Source organism: Pedobacter sp. (assembly GCF_035317785.1).
GTDB lineage: Bacteria > Bacteroidota > Bacteroidia > Sphingobacteriales > Sphingobacteriaceae > Pedobacter.
Genome location: NZ_DATHGC010000010.1, coordinates 13,924 through 31,908 on the forward strand (window position 1 = coordinate 13,924; position 17,985 = coordinate 31,908).

A 17,985-nucleotide genomic window follows, 5' to 3' on the forward strand; every position below is an offset into this window, starting at 1 on the left:
AAGATTGTGTTTATATATCCCATCAGTGCTTTTGGGCAATCACATAAAGATGTGGTTTATGAAAATTAATATTTGAGCATAGCGATTAATTCACCCTTGCTATTGATGTTCAGTTTTTTATAGATGTTCTTGATGTGTTCCCTAACGGTATCAATAGATATCCCACACTTATAGCCGATTAGCTTATAGCTGAGTCCTTCTACAATCCCCCCTACAATTTCCTGCTGCCTTAAGGTAAGGTCGTCCAGCATGTTATTCTTATTTCTAATGTGATCGAATACTTTCCTCGCCATTGCAGGACTTAGGTAGGATCCTCCTTCCAATACATTGGTAATCACATTAACCAGCTCCTGTTGGGATAATCCTTTAGTAATATAACCTTTGGCACCTGCCTGAATGCACTTCATAACAGTATCCTTTTCATCTACTTCAGTTGCCATAATGATCAGGCTATCTGGAAAGCTGCGATAAAGTAAAGGGATGCCTTCCAATCCATTCATACCAGGCATATTGATGTCAAGTAATATGATATCGGGTTCCTTAATCGATGATAAGTCTAATTCTTCAAAATTTTGCAGAGAATCTAACTCTAACACGATCTCGAAGGTTGCTCCAGTATAGCTGGAAAGCAAGACCTTCAAAACGTTCCTGACCATATCGTTATCATCTATAATAGCAATCTTAATATAATCGAAATAGGGCATAGTGTTTTTGGTAAACGTACGTCAAAAATAAGTCCAATTTAAAAAAAAACAAACTAAAGGCTGTATAAGGCACTCCTGCCACCTGCCTCGATGCTGCCTGTTAGTTCATATTGTACCCCAGGCCTGCTTAAAGGAGCATTTTGCCTGGAAATGTCAATCCAGAAGATCCTGTAAATTTATTCCCCGGGTTTTTATGGAAAAAAGGCAATCAGAACATCTTCCACATATAATCGTTATACTACTTAAAAACATCAATACATCAATTAATGAAAGCTCAACATCTCCTTTTAGTTTCCGCATTTGTATTCAGCATTTTAATTTTCTCTTGCCAGCAAGAAAAGCCAAAAGAAAAAGTAATCAACCAAAAAATGACCACTTGGTACCGCGCAATCTCAGGAAAAGATACCGCCTGGTTATCCATCGATACGTCAAATAAAATCATCAACGGACTGCTGACCTTTAATTATGCAGATAAAAAAGAAAGATATGAAGGTAAATTCAAAGGTGAAATGTATGGCGATACCCTAAAAGGTCACTACGATTTTAAAATCAACAAAGCCGAAAAATGGAACCGTAATCCAGTTGCTTTTCTAAAAAAAGACGGCAAATTGACCATGGGCGTTGGTCAGTTCATGCTGGTCATGGGCTCTGCACACTTCGATGACAGGGTGCCGATTGACTACGATAAGGGTAGATTTGTTTTCGCGGAACAAAATGATCTCTAATGAAATCATAAGCCGTCATTCTGGCAAAATATGGGTAGAGAGCGAAGTTGGAACCGGTAATACATTTTATTGTCTCTTACCCAAATTACCCCTTCACCGTCACGGAAAAAATAATTGAGCTTCCTGGTTTTACCCAAACAGCTTTCTTAGCAATCGTCTTTCCCTTATCATCAAGAAACCTCGGCCGCCATAAGATTTTTCTTTTCCCGCTATTTGTAAGCGTTGTTTTTTTATTTCCTTCATGTTTTACGGTGATCAATGTTTTTAATACAGGCAAGCCTTTTAATTCACAAGTCGCCGTAGCTTTTCCGCGGTATAATGTGGTTACCTGATCGATTCGTGCATCAGCTTCAACACCCATCAACCCTTCCGCAAAGCCTTTGATTACTCCAAAGGAAACTTCAGGATACTCTCTCCGGCTTGTTGCCGGGTCGGTCAGATGCAGCATGTAGCCGCAGGCCTTTTCCGACTGCCCGTTCTGGTACATGATCAATGGAAAGTACGACAGGTTTTCAATATTCCAGTCTTTCGACAATAAATGTTGTATGGTCTTTTCTTTACGCGCACCCTCTTTCAGCGCATCAAACCAAAGCAGAAAAGTCTCCCCTTCTTCCATGCCAAACTTGTGGTCATTCGAATAAAAAGTATGGTACCGGGAAACACTGTCATTCCACCAAAAAGCATCAATGCTTTTCTGATAACCGGCAGCCTTTTCTTTGAACAGCTTTGCTTTATCGTGCTGACCCTTTACTTCCAGAATCGAAGCATAAGACATCAGCCCTCTGTAGATTGCCCCAACCAGGTCAACACCCATTTTAATGTTGGGAACACCTTCAGAATAAGAAGGTAAACCACGGCATCTGTGAAAAGCATCCTCATTGTTAAAAGGCACAGGCGGGTTTGGATGGGTCGGACGGCTCAGCAATGAATCGGCCTGCAACACCCAGCGGTCAATATAATCAGTAACCGATTTTTCATAAAAATTCTCAAAACCCGCACCGTTAATGTATTCTTCATCGCCTGTCCATAAATACAGCTTCCAGCCGGCATTCAAAATGTCAAAGTTCGCATTCAGGTTATACCAGAACTCCTTATCATTCCGGTAGTCCTCTATCGCAGGTTTGCCAAAATGATTGATCTCCCAGTAAGAGCACCAGTCTTTGGACTCCGATATGTTATTGACAAAAAGCCTGAACATATTTTTATTCTCCTTGCCCAGGCCCAGGATCTCACCTCCGATACTCTGATGTGCCACGTCCCGCATACAAAATGCCGATCTGGGGGGCAACGCAGATTCATACCATGGACCAACAGGGTCACCGGGTTTTCCTTTATAGCTCAGGGCCATTTCTTTTGCCCTGTTAAACGCGGTCTGCAGCGCCGCATCTGATGATTCAAAAGTTACTCCCCCGTTCTGGGCATATATGCTCCCGCAGAAGCAAAGAAAAACATAGAGCAAAAGTGGTCTTTTCATAAGATTAATGTAAGTTAAATTATTGAACACAAACGTTCATGCCTCGCTGGTTGTAAATTTACTTGTAATTTGGGTTTTGTTCAATAGACGGGTTCTTTTATATTTCTGTCCTCGGTATCGGATAATAATAAAAGCATCATGTATAGTTATTATGGATCGCTACTCTTCTTAAACCAATTCGACGAATTGCTGTTAATAGGGAATAAGTAAGTAAAACGAATAAAAAACATAGACATGAGAAAAATAACAGTTTTATCAATGATCACATTGGATGGTGTAATACAAGCACCTGGCGGACCCGGGGAAGACACATCAGCCGGTTTCAAATATGGCGGCTGGGTTGCACCGTATGGTGACGAAGAGGGTGGCAAGGTCGTGCGAAAAGAGTTGAACCAGCCTGCAGATTATCTTTTGGGCAGAAAAACATTTGAGATCTGGGAAGCATACTGGCCTGAACATGCAGACATTTGGCCTCGCATCAATGAAGGCATGAAATATGTATTGTCCAGTACCCTGAAAAAGTCAGACTGGAAAAACTCAGTATTCCTCGAAAGTTTGACAGCTATTGAAAAGCTCAAAAATTCAGAAGGCCCTGACATCCAGGTCTGGGGCAGCAGTAAACTTATTCAGCTGTTACTGGAGAATGATTTAGTGGACGAACTCTGCCTCAAAATTTACCCCCTGACCCTTGGTGAAGGGAAAAAGTTGTTTATCAATGGTGCGATTCCGGCGGCTTTTACATTAATGGAGTGTTTGGCTACGCCAAGTGGAGTGATTATTGCCTATTACAAACGAGCCGGAGAGGTTAAGACAGGTACCGCCTGAGCTTGATTTCCATCCGCTTAACTCAAAGGAGAAGTCCACCAATTCTTCCGCCCTGCCACGATAAAAGCGAGTGCAAAAAACAAGTGAGTAATAACAAATATTTTTGTTGCAGGCCGGGCCTCATGTAAAAGGCCCCAGACATCGAGTGCAGCAATCACTCCGAAGCCCACAATATTACCTAAAACAATTGCATTTCTTGCTTTCGAAGGCCCTTCATTCCGTACCGTCCAGTCAAGTATTGCGATGCCCAATAAAGGGCTTCCAAAAACCCGGAGATACGTAATCAACTCAGGAGAAGGATTAGAAGGAACTGCTCCCACACCAAAAACCTCCGGTATTAGAATAAAACCAAGGCCCGCTACTGCCAGGTAGACCGATGCCATTATAAACAAAATTTTGAGTTTCATAATAACAGTATAACCGCTGCGCTTCCGTTTTGTTTCGCTGGTGCGCTTGTCATAAACTCATAAAGGCCAATAACCGTGTGCTCTACACCTACCAGGGGTAATTGACAATGTCAATTATCCTCTCAGGGATTAGCAAAATATCATTCCTTTTTTCTTTTTTTCTCATTTAAGACGATCACACCAAATTGCGCCGTATGTCCATAAATATGCTCTGACATATCGAATCTGATTGTCACATCGCTAAAGTCTTTAAAATTGTATTTATATAAGCTGTCGACTTTTACGATGGAATCCCTTAAAATAACAAACGCTGTCTTACTTTTGGTTTGAATCTCAAGGTCATTTGCTCTTTTATCAATTACCGAATGAATTCCCTTAATGAATTTTACCAACGAACTATCTTGCTGTGCAATGCATGTATTAAAAGACAGGCCAACTACAATAATCATTATCAAACTTACTTTCATCCAAAAAAAAATTATGTTAACAAAAATATCAAACCAAACTCCTCGTCGTATGCTCATCAACCGCAATGGCTATTCGTGCTAAATGTAATAAATACTCTCTATTACTGAGGCTTTCTTTGAGAAATTACTCCGACAGCACCATCGCTGGCTCCGCTTTAGGATTGGCAACCTCAGCTTTGTCCCTCCATTTTACCCGCAGCACGAGTATGAGTACACCAGCAATCAATACGCTGTATGCCACCCCCAACCAGAACTGGCTGGATATCGTGATGGAACTGACCACACCATAGCTCAGTGCAGAAGTAAATATAATGTATCCACCTCCCGCAAGCCCATTGGCAAGCCCGCCATGATGAGAGAAGCGGGTCATGCAATACGCCAGCATACCGTTGAAAATAAAACCGGCGAGCGAATGCAGGAGAATTACGTAAGCCATCAAGGTATACAAACTTTGCGTACGGAATGTGACTACCATCAGCGTTATTGCCACAATGATCTGTAGTCCGATCGACAAGAGCATTTTTTTGAACAAAGGCCTGGAAATGAAAATTTTTGAAATCGTACCCCCGGCCAGGACCGCCAGTCCCGACAGCAGGGAGCAATTGCCGGTAACCGTAGGCGGATAATGCAGCAATGTTTCGATAATAAAAGGGCTGGCCATATTATAGACCATCAGCATACCATAAGACAAGCCCAGAATGAGCAGGCCAGCGGTAAAATCAGATGCCCGCAACATGGACCAGTACGTTTTTCCAATGGTCTTGTAATTGAAGGATGACCTGACTTTGAGGGTCTCTCCGCTAAAGATCAGTTCAAGAATAAAAAACACAAGACCGAACAGCGCAAGGAAATAAAAATTTGACTGCCAGCCGAAATGCGTTTGCAGATAACCGCCCAAAAAAGGGGCAATGATCGGCGCTGACGCCCAGATTACCGAAAACAAGCTGGCGAAACTTTTCAGCTTCTCACCCGTGTACAGATCAAAAAAGAAGGCCCTTTTGCTGACAATGACAATGGCCGCCGCAATACCCTGCAGCGCGCGCATCGCGTAAATAACATATAGGCTGCCAGTATTTGCGATGACGATGCTGGTCACTATAAAGCCGGCCAGGCCAACGAGATTTGGCAGATAACGCCCGTAACTGTCTAAAATACCACCAATCAGCAGCTGCCCCAATCCGTAAGTAATGAGGAAAATTGACAAAGTAAGCTGCACAGACGACTGATCAGTATGCAGTTTCGCTGCCATATCCGGCAGCGAAGGTATGTAAACATCCAGTGCAAAGCCGGATATGGGTATAATGGCAAAGGCGAGCAATGTGCCTATTCCCTGGTTAGATTCTTTCAATGCTTTCATATTTCGCTCGATGGATTTACGACGCAAAATTAATGCGGATTTCATCCACTTTGGTAAGACGAATCAAATGAATGATTATACAAATCAAACATTCAATTGCAAAGAGCGCTCTTCTTGCCTGAAAAGCAAAGGTGTGGTAAGGGTATGCTGTTTGAAGTACTTGTTAAAGTGCGAGGGATAGAGAAAGCCCAGACTATAAGCAATTTCGGCTGCATCCCAGTCGGTGTTCATCAGCAAAGTTTTTGCTTCAGCAATAATGCGTTCATGGATGATATCCCGGCTAGTTTTCCCTGTTGTACGTTTAACCACATTATTCAGGTGATTAACATGAATGTTCAACTGGTCCGCATAAGCAGCAGGAGTCAGAAGCCTGAGCGGATTTTCAGGGGAATCAACAGGAAACTGCTGGTTGAGCAAAGCAAAAAAACGGCTGATCAGCCTTTCATGCGCGGCCGAATCGGCCACCAGTCCGCGGATGCGGATGGTCTCCAGGATGATCACCTGCAAGATACTGCGGATCATATCGTTCTTGTACGCATAATTACCTTCCCTCAGCCCTTCCAGTTCTATAAATAACCTGCGGAATTTTTCAGTTTCTTCCTGGTTCAGGTGCAGCACAGGCTCAATATTCTCATTGAATAAAGCGCTTTGATATTTGACATCGTGCCGGATGCTGTTTTGCAGAAAAGTATCATTGAAAAGGCAATAAAAACCTCCCTGCCGCTCACAAATCGCCTCGAAGGAACCCGGAACAGTCGGATTGGAAAGGATGATGGCGCTACCGCTGATCTCCGTGGTAACGCCATTTGAAATGTGCACACCTTTACCGGTAATGAGACAGATCTTGTAGTAGTCGCGGCGGTTGTAAGGCGTTGGCTTCCTGAGGTAGCAACGCTGCCTGACATTAAAATGGCTCCTGCTGGCCCCTGTTGTCAGAAGCTCAGCAGGTATCTCCTGATTGGTACGCTCGTAAAACTGCGCTAATGTTTCTACCCCAATTGACATCACAAATTGATTATACAAATCAAAGTTATGAAAAACCCACAAGATTCACTTCAATGTCAAAAAGATTGCTTTTTATTTACACCAGAACCGTTCAATTCAGCCTCCCCAGGTACTGGCTCATCGAAGCACTCAGCCTATCATCCGACACCACCGCCACATAAACTTCCATCCGTTCATTGACCACCTCATCTGGCAAGACCAGCGAAGCATGGCCCGTTTTGCGCAAAGCCGTGTTCAAAGAAAAATAAGCCTTTTGCAGCCCGGACCCCTCCTCTGCAGCCAGATCGGGAATACCTGGTACCGCACAGCGGTACTCATATAAGCTTCCAGATTTTCAATTGCAGCGTGTCCTCTTTTAATCCACAGATCAGCAAATACATCCTGCACCAGTTCCTCACAAAGTTCTGCATTCCGTAAGCGCTTATAAGCCTCATTGTAAAATTTCTTCCAGTAACGCAGGTAGATCTCGTCAAACGCAGTTTCATCACCCTGCCTCAACAAAGCAACCAGTTCCTGACGGTATATGCGCTGTAAGCAGCCATGATGTTAAATTTTCCCTGTCTTAAAGTTAACAATAAGTTATGGCAAGTTTATATAAATTTTCATTACCAACGTTAAAACCGGGAAAATTTAACAGCACAACACCTTGTTTCTACGGCTTTACAGGGTCTTTAATAAATGAAGAGATCTTCTCATTTACATCTGCTCCCCTTAGGTCCTTCGCTACGATCACTCCCTCAGGATTGATCAGAAAATTTTGAGGAATAGCGGTAATGCCGTACTTCACCGCAATATCTGTTTTGAAACCTTTCAAATCACTCACCTGGATCCAGGGCATGCCGTCATGCTTAACCGCATTCTGCCATGCTGCCTTAGTTTCATCCAGTGAAACACCAACTATTTCAAAGCCTTTATCCTTTAGCTGGTTATAAGCCTTTAGCAAATGCGGGTTCTCCGCGCGACAAGGCACGCACCAGCTGGCCCAGAAATCAACCAATACATATTTACCTCTTAAAGACGATAATTTAAATTCCTTTCCTTCAGCATCCGGCTGCGTAAAATCTACCACTTTACCCACAGCTATCTGCTTTGCCTTGTCATACTTAGCTGTCAGCCTCTGACCGGTAAAGCTTGCCAGTACCCTTTTGCTAAGCGGATCATAATAGCGGCCAAAAATTGCAGGGTCGATCACCATAGTTTTATTCTCACTGATGAGGTCAAGCGCTACATATGAGTCCGGGTGACTAAAGATAAAAGAATCCAGGGCTGCTTCTATTTTAGCATGCACCGGCCTGGCTTCTGCCTGGATTGTTTTAATCGCCACAGTATCCTTTACTTTAGCATAGTAAACTTTGGTAAAGCGCTGGGTGATATCCTTGAAATAGGTCAGCAAAGCTGATGTTTTAGCTGTATACTCCATAAAATCTTTCTGCGCCTGACCCCCGGTGATGCTCGCGTTGACCATACTGTCCGCTGTCGTAACCTGGTACTTCCCCTTCTCCAGATAAAATTCTTTATAGTCCGATTGGGCACGCTTCTGCGTGGTATCTTTTTTCAAAGGAACCAATGATAAATAAGCTTTATTTGCAAAAGCGGTAGTACCACTCAGCACAAACCTACCGTTCTTTACTACAGCACTATCCTTTGCGTCTTTTCCATCGCTGTTTTTGTAACTCAGCATGACCATCTTGTCAGCACCTGCTTTAGATAGTTTTCCGGCTATCTCAAATTTGTCCTGAGCCATACAAAAGCTGGCAGGCAATATTAGAAGGGCTCCGATGATTATTTTTATGTTCATATAACTAGTTTGAATAATGATTACTTAATTAATTCCTTCAATTTTTCAGTCAGCGCTTCACCTCTCAGGTTCTTTGCGATAATTACTCCGTTCGGATCGATCAGTAGATTTTGAGGTACTGAATTAATGCCATACATCACAGCCACTTCATTCTTCCAGCCTTTCAGATCACTCACCTGAATCCATGGTAAGCCGTCTTTTTCTACAGCTCCGGCCCATGCAGCTTTACCTCCCGGATAATCAAGCGATACACCAACTATTTCAAAGTTCTTGCCTTTTAGCTCGTTATATGCCTTTACCACATTCGGGTTCTCAGCCCTACAAGGCACACACCAGCTGGCCCAAAAATCTACCAGCACATATTTACCTCTCAATGAAGAAAGGGTGAATGGCTTATCATTCAAGTCCTTCTGTGTAAAATCAGTTGCTTTAGCACCTGTCTGCCGCCTTTTGCCAATCTCTATTTTTTCGACCGTCAGCTTACCGAGTGGTGAAGATTTCAGTTCGTTAGAAAACTGGTTAAACAATGGCTCCATAGCTGCCGGGTCAAATTTATTATCCAGTACGTACATATTGAATGTGTAAAGGCCCATAAAAGAATTTAAGTGCGTCTCAGCAAACTTCAAACTAATGTCCTTATTCTTGGCCACGAGCATTTGGACGCTGTCTCCTGCCTTTTTACGGTCTTCTACTGACCAAACAAAAGTCCCATCTGAGTTTTTCTTTCCATATTTATCTTGTAACTGTATGATTTTGGCGGTAACCGGTTTTATCATAGCCTCTCTTTCATGGCTTTCCTGATCGGCAACCGAACCAGTAATATTTGCATTGCTAATCGAATCTGTGCCGGCCATAGCAATCTTCGAGTTCTCAATAAAAAAGCCCTGAGTGTCCCGTTGCCTTCCTGAATCTGCTGCGCCATTGTGCCTAACGGCTAAAATAGCATTCTGAGGCTCATTTACGCTTCCGGCAAACTGGAACTTGCCATCTTTAATTTCAGCAGAGTCGATTTCCTTCCACGCATCGTTCTTTAAAAGAACAAGGTAAGCTTTGGCCTGCCCTTTTACAGCAGGTAATTTTCCGGATATAGTATAGTTTTTTTGAGCTGCTGCCATAAAAGGCAGCAGCGTCAAAATTGACATTAATATTTTCTTCATGATCATTTATGATTAAGGATTATTCTGCAGAATGGGATTCTCTGCCATTACTTTCGGCGAAAACTTGAACAAAAAGCGCTCAGGTTTAAAAGTATAAGTTTCTGAAACCTCACCTTCAGCATTATATACCTTGTGCTGATAGGCAGGCATAGTAAACAACGGATCCACAGACAGTCTGCGCATGTCAAACCAGCGGTAACCAGTCACCGCAAATTCCCGGATGCGCTCCTCCATTACAAACTGAAGCAATGGTATTTTAGAAGCCGCAGCAGCTCCCGGAACAACGGCATCAGCTGCCGGCATACGGTTCTGGCGCAAATATACCAGGTCGGCAACAGCTCCCGCCAAATCGTCAAGCCTGGCTTTAACCTCTGCTCTTAGCAAATACAGTTCCGCCACCTTCAATCCGATATTGTAGGAAAGTGTAATTGTTCTTTTATAAAGCGTGAGGCCGTTCGGAAACGTAGTACTTAGGAATTGCTTGCTCAAACGGGTATCGGTTGAACCATACAGTGCCGCAACTTCTGGCGTTAGCCAGATTAACCTGTTGCCCGCCCCTGCATATGAATATGTCATGTTTTTAGAATATACATTCTCAATGTCGTTTACGGTCGTCGGAGAACCCTGAAATGAGGTATTATAATTCACCACATTCGTCACAACTGTCGATTTCGAGAGGTTTTTGATAGATTCATCCAGCAATGGCAAGGCCTCTGCATGTCTGCCCATAAAGACATACACCTTGGCCAGAATACCTTGTGCAGCTGCTTTTGACATCCTGCTGCGAAAAGGTACACCATCACTTGTTATATTTGGAATGGCAATGGTCAGGTCACTGATGATCTGGTCATAAATTTGCTGTACGCTGGCCCTGGTAAAGTTTTTGGCATTGATATCCGCTGCTGTAATTAAAGGAAATCCCGGATCCGCAGCAGCAGTTGCGGCATTATACGGCTTACCAAAATATTGGATCAACAGGAAATTAGTCCACGCCCGGCCTGCATAGGCTTCTGCCTGAATTGATTTTTTAGTCAATTCACTGCCTTGCGTAGCATCCATTACTTCATTGATGATCTTGTTATAAATGTAGAGGTTCCGTGTTGGAATCAACGTTTCAGTAGCATCTTCATCACTGTTATAAAGGTCCCCTTCCCATTTAAACAATTGTTTTTCTTTATAGGCAGCCCCGGTCCATCCTGGCTCGATGAACGAGATTTCATCACCCAGCAGCACCTGGCTATTGGCAGGAATGTTGATCAGGTCCAATTGATTTAGTAACAGGTCGAAATCTGCAGTCTTAGTAGCGATGACCTTTCCTTTGGGCAGTATCTCCAGAAATGATTTTTTGCAGGAACCCAATACTGTAACCAATAATGCAATCAGTACCAGGTTTCTCGTGTATTTATATGTCTTTTTCATCCGTCTTTTTTTAAAATGAAACATTAGCACCGATAGTCACTGTGTTTTGATTTGAAGGCGCAACCACTCCCTGGAATTCAGGATCAATGCCATATTTGTTGGCTTTCCACAACATCACATTTGATAGCTGTGCCCTGAAAGTAACGCCCTGAGCCTTGATCTTATTAACCAGGAACTTCGGAAGATCATAAAACAACGTGATATCCCTCAGTTTTACAAAGGAGGCGCTTACCACGTTTACATCGCCCATGGTGAAATAATCCGTATTGTAGGTACCTGCTACCGAATTCGGATTTGAGTTGGTGATGTACCCCGGTATATTGGTTCTGGTTTCGTCTCCTGTTACTTTCCACCGGTCAAGGAAGTCTGCAGAAACATTTCTGCGGAGCTGACCGCCGTAAGTAAGGTTGCGTTGTCTTCTCATGACATGACCCATGTTGTAGATTATATTTGCTGATAACCTGAAGTCTTTATACTGAAAGTCGTTCGTCAAACCACCGTTCCACACAGGCTGCATAGTTCCCATATATACGATGTCCTCTGGTTTAGTCCCCAATCTTGCTTTTGTAACTGAGCCATCAGCCAATATTGCCTGAGGTGCTCCTGTATTATCCAAACCGCCATATTTATAAGCAAACACGGTGTAAGCAGGATATCCTTCCCGCACATTGGCCACCACTTGCTGGGCACCTGTAGTCACTATCGTAGCTACCGTGATCTTGTCTACCATACTCTTATTGTGAGCAAAATTCCAGTTGGTCGACCAGCTGAAATCCTTGCTCTTCACATTGGTTGATGACAAGCCGACTTCAATTCCCTTATTGGTAATGTCACCTTGGTTGCCAACTATCCCGGTAGGAAATCCCGTTAAACTGTTCGGATAGATCAATCCTAAAAGGTCAGTAGTCTTTTTCTGGTAAACATCAATACCGGCGGACAGCCGACCATTCAGCACAGAGAAATCCAAACCGGCATTGAGTGTTTTTGTACTTTCCCAGGACAACTGAGGGTTACCCGGCGTAACGATCAACATGCCAATACTTCCCGGAAAAAATGGACTGCCCGAAGGTCTTGTAATATCCCTGGAGGAAGCCACACCTACTTCCGGAGAGTTTCCTGTCAGACCATAGGTCAGTCGCAAAGCCAGGTTTTGCACCCAGTTCACCGGCTTCATGAATTCCTCATTGCTTATATTCCATCTGGCACCTGCACTCCAGATCGGCTTGTTTTGCGCAGATTTATCTTTACCAAACAAGTTACTCTGGTCAATACGCCAGCTGCCGTTCAATGCATATTTACGGTCGAAAGTATAGGATAAATTCGCATAATATGAAGTGAAACGGGTTGTGGTCTCATTGGTTGAAAAAGTATCGTTGATCATCGAACTTCCGATGGTACTTAAGTTGGGCAATATCGTACCCTGAACCAATGAAGCAATCGCTACATAATCAGCAATCCCCGGAGTTAGCAAGGTCTCATCAAATCCCCGGATACGGGTCTGCAAAGCAGCGTTAAATTGCTCCTGTGCTTCCTGCCCCGCCAATAGTGTAATTTCATGCTTACCAAACGTATTGTCGTAGGTCAGCTGGTTCCTGATGTCCCATTTATGCTGATCGCCATTAATTGTGGTCATTCGGCTGCCGGTGGCAGGCAGGTAATATTTTGGAACTATAGTCGGATTGGCCGCTACAGCAAAGGTCAAAACTTCTCTTCTCAGTGTATAGCTTTGCTGGCTTTCAATATCCCGTATTTTGTTCTTGCCTTTAATATAGCCGTATGTACCATCAAAGGTTAAGCCTTTGATGATATTCAATTTAACTCCGCCGTTCAAACGGGCCAATAACCCATCAGATTTGGTACTGCCATAGTTAAATTCATCAAGTGGATTGTAGTCCAGACTAATACGGCCGCGCGACTGCGCATCCGCCAATATTTCATTCGACATATTGGTCATGAAAGGAATAGACAGGTTGCTGCCATTGACATCGCGGAACATCTGGTAAGGAGTAAAGAAGTAATCTACAGGGGCGCTTCCAATCTCAAGGTTTCTCTTTTTAGAACCGTTGTTGTTTGACAGATCACTAATTACATAGAAACTCAGGTTTTTGTTTACTTTCAGGTCCTGACGAAGATTGATCTTGATGTTTTCGTTTTTCTCTCCCGGAATATTGCTCACTAGATTGGTGTAGCTGGTCGAAGCATAAAATGCATATTTATCACCTCCGCCAGATATAGAAGCGGTATGGTTGCTCAGCAGGGCATCCCTGTAAAACAAATCTTTGATCTGCCCGCGATTGTCCAGACCTGCAAGACTGTCGAGACTAAAGGCCTGCTGTTCTGCAGTACGTCCTTTCGGATTATACAGCAGCAATTCAAGAGGCGTGATGCCGCCGCCATTTAAGGCAGATACAGTTGCATACGGATACTGGGGTAGATATCCTGGGGTATTGAAGATTTCTTTTCCGGTTTCGACGAATTGGGAGGGGCTCAGCAAGTTGTTATAACCAAGGTCAGGTTTGCCCTGAAAATTGACAAAACCACTGTAATTCACACGCAGTTTGCTATTCAGTTTACCGCTTTTGGTCTTGATCACGATTACACCATTGCTGGCACGGGCACCCCAGATAGAGGCTGCCGTCGCATCTTTCAGCACAGTTATGCTTTCTATATCCTGTGGATTAATCCCTAAAATCATGTCGGGCAAATTATCACCGCCATCAATTTTAGGCATAGCCAACCCGTCTACAACATATAATGGCTGCGAAGTGGTTCCTGTACCCGTAGTTCCACCGGTAGTGGATAAGCCGCGGATCAAGATCTGACTTCTGTTAGGTACATTGTTCACCACCAGACCAGGTACAAGACCATCCAGACTCTGCAATACGTTCATTGAAGTCGTACGATTGGCCACTACCTCCATATTCACTTGTGTAAAAGAGCCTGCGCTTCTTTCTTTCGCAATCGTCTGATAACCTGTCGAGACAACTGCTACTTCCGACAGGCTGCTTACATCCACACTCATGACGATCTCTAAACTGCCCGCATTTCCGTCCGTTACAGTTACCTCACGGTTGAGGTATCCTACATAAGTCACTACAACTACAGCACCTGTCTGTACACCGGCGAGGCTGAATTCTCCCCGGGCATTGGTATGGGCTGATTTATCAGAGCCTTTCAAACGAACTGAAGCACCGGTCAGCGGGTTGCCCGTTTCGTCAAGCACCCTGCCGCGCACATCAATAGCAGTAAAACGGGCAATAAGATGCTCAAGAAAGGAAGGCTCTTTCTCCTTTACTACAATTGTCTTTTCGTCAATGGTATAAGTCAAAGGCTGGTCTTCAAATAGTTGTTTGAGTACATCATTCAATTCAGTAGCTTTTACCTGGATATCTACCGGTTTTGCTGTCCGGAACAATTCATCAGTACAGATAAAATCATAGCTGGTTTGTTTCCTTATTTCCCTGAATATGGATTTTAGGCTTGCTTTTTTTTCTGTAAGCGTAACCTTTTGGGCCAGGCTTGCTGCGCTTAGCTGCATTATTGTTGCTATCAGGAGTACGGTGGTTAGTCGCATAACGAGCAGGATTTTTTGGAAAACGGATCTTGGTATACCCCGTTTCCTGGTATAAATTTTATACATTTGCTTAGTTGGTTAAAGTTGATATTACACGAAATTTTATAAACTGCTGCTGGCTATAGGTCAGGAGTGTTAGTCGCACTTCTGGCTTTTTTATTGAACAGCTTTTTTTGATGCGTAGCTATTTATTCACAGTTATCCTCCTTCCTTCGATTTTAAAATGGACCTTACCGGTCAATTCCAATTTTTTAAGCACCTGAGAGACATTACTAAAACGGCTAACCGTTCCCCAGAATTTATCGGTTGGAATAGCAGAACCATATACAATTTCCAGATTATACCAGCGGGCAATCTTTCTCATAATGGGCCCGATCTCCTCACTTTCAAACATGAAATAACCATTTTTCCAGGCCATTTCTTCTTCTAAGTTCGCCTGCCTTACTTTAATGACATTGCCTGTCAGGACAGACTGCTGATTAGGTTTGAGCACTACACTCCTCTCTCCCTCGGGGAGAGATCCCCCTTGCGGGGAGAGGGGGTTAACAGGCCCGCTACCCCCTCTGGCTACGCCATCTCCCCCGGAGGGAGAGAGGAGCGCTACACGCACACTACCCTCCAGCAATGTCGTCTTAACGCTTGCCTCATCATTATAACTATTAATATTAAAGTGCGTACCCAGTACTTCAACCTCTTGCTTATCTGTCGCTACTATAAACGGATGCGCTTTATCCTTTGCCACTTCAAAATAACCTTCACCCGAAAGCTTTACATATCTTTGTCCAGCAACACTAAAACTGGAAGGAAACTCCAATTTTGAATCAGCGTTCATCCAGACCTTAGTCCCATCCGGCAGCGTAAACCGGTACGTCTGACCTTTAGCTGTGCTTGCCGTTAGAATCTGCGCCTTCCCATCTGCGCCCTGCAACTCGGACGGAGTAAGAGAGCGTACTCCGACGGGGCCTGAGCTATTCTGTGAGCCCTTCAGCGAACCTGAAGAGCTAGTCCCGGAGGAGTACCGAACGTCACTACCGTCCGAGTATTTCAAACCTCCGCCTACAACCACTCCACTCTTCGCATCGCTCAACTGAATCACCCTACCATTAGCCAAGGTAATCGTTGCACCGTTCTTACCTGGCGCAATGTCATTTGCTACCACGTTCAGTCCCGAATTTACTTCGGGAACCCCGGTGTCGCTATTAAAAAACCACACCCCGAACACAATCGCTGCTACCGCAGCCGCCGCGACAAGGCCCGTCATTCCGGACTTGATCCGGAACCGTGGCCATAGTTTAACTACTCTTTTTGAATCATCACGGTTTTTCCAGAACCTGGCCAGCGATTCCTTTTTCAACTCTTTTGAATCAAGGCCATCAGCTGTCAGGCTCTGCGAATCCTGCTGAAAACTTTCATAACTCGCATTATACAATGCGACCTCTGAAATGCTTGCGCTCCCATCAGCTACTTTTTCTGCAAGAATGATAAATTCTTCGTTAGTCATTTTTATCCTTTATATGTGTAAGTAACCTAAGGCAGGGTCAATACTTACAAGGAATTAAAATATTTTTAATTCACCAGTTCTTTCAAGTACGAGATTTACTAAAGATGATGAGACCCTAAAGTCGGTGGTTTGGATTTTTTCGTCCTTTTAAATCGTCTATAATCAAGACGGCATTTGAAGTTTCCATTTCGAGTGCAATAGCACTGGCTTCTCCCCGATCAACCGTTTCTTTGCAAAGGTTATTTTCTGATCGCTCTTGAAAATTCTCTTCTTTCTCTTTCTGACATATTAACCTTAAAAATGAGTTACTACATAAAGAAGTTAACCCAGAAATACATTTTACCAAGTTCTCCGCGCAATTTGGTCAGTGCCCGCATAATTTGAACTGACACGGTTTTCTCAGATATCCCCAATTTTTCTGCGATTTCCTTATTACTCATGTGCTCCTGCCTGCTCAGCTTAAACACTTCACGGCAATGCTTTGGCAACTGTTCTGTAAAGCTTTTGATAATCGCCTGAAGCTCCTGCAATTCCAAACTTTCTTCATTAATAGAAAAGTTTTCTTCTAAATGGGCCAGACGGTAGTTTTCTCTTACCTTACTACTTCGTATATAATTAGCCGTCTGATATTTTACCGCCATTAGCAGATACCCCTTGATACTACTCATTTTGTGTCGCTCCTTGTGCTCCCAAAACCAGACAAAAACCTCCTGAACAATATCCATACAGGCATCCCTATCCCTAAGCACATTATATGCAGAACGGAAAAGCGCATCGAAACACCGGTCATGAATCTCGTTAAACGCATGTTTATCCCCCTGCCTTAACAAAGCCACAAGTTCCTGATCGGTATATGTGCTGTAACCCGCCATGATGTTAAATTTTCCCTGAATTAAAGTTAACAATAGTTATGGCAAGTTTATACATTATTTCACTACCAACGTTAACCGTGAGAAAATTTTAGTCAGCGATTTTATCTTTAAGCATTTCCAGTATCCCCTCATTCTCAATGATTGTCATTCCCTGGCGGTCTGTTGTAATCCCCTCCTGTAAAAGGTAGGTATAGCGTGGCACATTGCCGTTCATAATTGTAGGCAGGTAAGCAAAATTAATAGGTAATCCTTCCTGTTTTAATGCCTCGCCCACCTCAATAATATGTGTGGAAACGATATAGAAACAATTCCTGTACTTAGCAAAGGCAGCTGTAACAGATAACGTACCATCATAGGCGTCCTTTACATTCGTGCCTTTAAACAGCTCATCAAACAACACCACCATATTTTTTCCAGCGGCCACCTGGGCTGCAACATGCTTTACCCGGAGCACTTCTGCATAAAAATGACTGTGCCCCATATTTAGATCATCAGCCACATTAATGGAAGAATAAATCCCGTCCAAAACAGAAAAGACCATATCCCTGGCCGCTACCGGAAAGCCCATATGCGCCAGGTAAACAGCAATGCCGAAGGCCTTCATAAATGTTGACTTACCCGCCATATTGGCCCCGGTAAGGAACATCAGGTTTTGATCTTTCTGAATAGAAACCGGATTGGCGATGCCTTTTGCCAGCCG

At 43.6% G+C, this 17,985-nt stretch carries 17 protein-coding genes; 2 read left to right on the forward strand and 15 right to left on the reverse strand.

Annotated features, from left to right (window positions below; all coding sequences use genetic code 11):
* Nucleotides 1-65: 65 nt before the first annotated feature.
* On the reverse strand, nt 66-704 hold the full coding sequence (locus VK541_RS01150; RefSeq protein WP_324366073.1) for a response regulator transcription factor: 639 nt from the start codon (nt 702-704) through the stop codon (nt 66-68).
* Nucleotides 705-970: 266 nt separating this feature from the next.
* On the opposite strand from VK541_RS01150, the gene VK541_RS01155 reads away from it, so the two are divergent.
* Nucleotides 971-1,429: a hypothetical protein gene (locus VK541_RS01155; RefSeq protein ID WP_324366075.1), complete on the forward strand. Its 459-nt coding sequence runs from the start codon at nt 971-973 to the stop codon at nt 1,427-1,429.
* Nucleotides 1,430-1,514: 85 nt separating this feature from the next.
* Here VK541_RS01155 and VK541_RS01160 read toward each other — a convergent pair whose 3' ends face one another.
* On the reverse strand, nt 1,515-2,903 hold the full coding sequence (locus VK541_RS01160) for a hypothetical protein (protein WP_324366077.1): 1,389 nt from the start codon (nt 2,901-2,903) through the stop codon (nt 1,515-1,517).
* A 234-nt stretch (nt 2,904-3,137) separates the two neighbouring features.
* Here VK541_RS01160 and VK541_RS01165 point away from each other — a divergent pair, with 234 nt between their 5' ends.
* Complete coding sequence (locus VK541_RS01165) at nt 3,138-3,728, forward strand: dihydrofolate reductase family protein (protein ID WP_324366079.1); 591 nt, start codon at nt 3,138-3,140, stop codon at nt 3,726-3,728.
* 17 nt (nt 3,729-3,745) lie between these two features.
* Here the strand turns inward: VK541_RS01165 and VK541_RS01170 are convergent, their stop codons facing one another.
* The 13 genes from VK541_RS01170 to VK541_RS01230 all read right to left on the reverse strand — a co-directional run.
* On the reverse strand, nt 3,746-4,135 hold the full coding sequence (locus VK541_RS01170; protein WP_324366081.1) for a hypothetical protein: 390 nt from the start codon (nt 4,133-4,135) through the stop codon (nt 3,746-3,748).
* A gap of 140 nt (nt 4,136-4,275) precedes the next feature.
* Nucleotides 4,276-4,602, reverse strand: coding sequence for a hypothetical protein (locus tag VK541_RS01175; RefSeq protein ID WP_324366083.1), 327 nt, complete (start codon nt 4,600-4,602; stop codon nt 4,276-4,278).
* A 124-nt stretch (nt 4,603-4,726) separates the two neighbouring features.
* Nucleotides 4,727-6,004 carry an MFS transporter gene (locus VK541_RS01180; RefSeq protein ID WP_324366085.1) on the reverse strand — a complete coding sequence of 426 codons (1,278 nt, stop codon included), beginning with the start codon at nt 6,002-6,004 and terminating at the stop codon, nt 4,727-4,729.
* Between the two features lie 39 nt (nt 6,005-6,043).
* The gene (locus VK541_RS01185; RefSeq protein ID WP_324366087.1) at nt 6,044-6,964 is read right to left on the reverse strand and encodes an AraC family transcriptional regulator; all 921 of its coding nucleotides are present in this window, start codon (nt 6,962-6,964) and stop codon (nt 6,044-6,046) included.
* Between the two features lie 91 nt (nt 6,965-7,055).
* Nucleotides 7,056-7,202: a hypothetical protein gene (locus tag VK541_RS01190; RefSeq protein ID WP_324366089.1), complete on the reverse strand. Its 147-nt coding sequence runs from the start codon at nt 7,200-7,202 to the stop codon at nt 7,056-7,058.
* On the reverse strand, nt 7,199-7,465 hold the full coding sequence (locus VK541_RS01195; protein ID WP_324366091.1) for a hypothetical protein: 267 nt from the start codon (nt 7,463-7,465) through the stop codon (nt 7,199-7,201). Before VK541_RS01195 ends, VK541_RS01190 begins: the two co-directional genes overlap by 4 nt.
* 151 nt (nt 7,466-7,616) lie before the next feature.
* The gene (locus VK541_RS01200; RefSeq protein WP_324366093.1) at nt 7,617-8,762 is read right to left on the reverse strand and encodes a TlpA disulfide reductase family protein; all 1,146 of its coding nucleotides are present in this window, start codon (nt 8,760-8,762) and stop codon (nt 7,617-7,619) included.
* Between the two features lie 20 nt (nt 8,763-8,782).
* Complete coding sequence (locus tag VK541_RS01205; protein ID WP_324366095.1) at nt 8,783-9,919, reverse strand: TlpA disulfide reductase family protein; 1,137 nt, start codon at nt 9,917-9,919, stop codon at nt 8,783-8,785.
* A gap of 12 nt (nt 9,920-9,931) precedes the next feature.
* Nucleotides 9,932-11,338: a RagB/SusD family nutrient uptake outer membrane protein gene (locus VK541_RS01210; RefSeq protein WP_324366097.1), complete on the reverse strand. Its 1,407-nt coding sequence runs from the start codon at nt 11,336-11,338 to the stop codon at nt 9,932-9,934.
* Between the two features lie 10 nt (nt 11,339-11,348).
* A complete protein-coding gene (locus VK541_RS01215) occupies nt 11,349-14,912 on the reverse strand; it encodes a SusC/RagA family TonB-linked outer membrane protein (protein WP_324366099.1) in 3,564 nt (1,187 codons plus the stop codon).
* 184 nt (nt 14,913-15,096) lie between these two features.
* Entirely contained in the window at nt 15,097-16,413 is a 1,317-nt protein-coding gene (locus tag VK541_RS01220; RefSeq protein ID WP_324366101.1) for a FecR family protein, read from the reverse strand.
* A 308-nt stretch (nt 16,414-16,721) separates the two neighbouring features.
* A complete protein-coding gene (locus VK541_RS01225) occupies nt 16,722-17,318 on the reverse strand; it encodes an RNA polymerase sigma-70 factor (RefSeq protein ID WP_324366103.1) in 597 nt (198 codons plus the stop codon).
* Between the two features lie 55 nt (nt 17,319-17,373).
* Nucleotides 17,374-17,985: MutS-related protein (locus VK541_RS01230; protein ID WP_414692596.1), on the reverse strand; the 612-nt coding region annotated here is incomplete at its 5' end.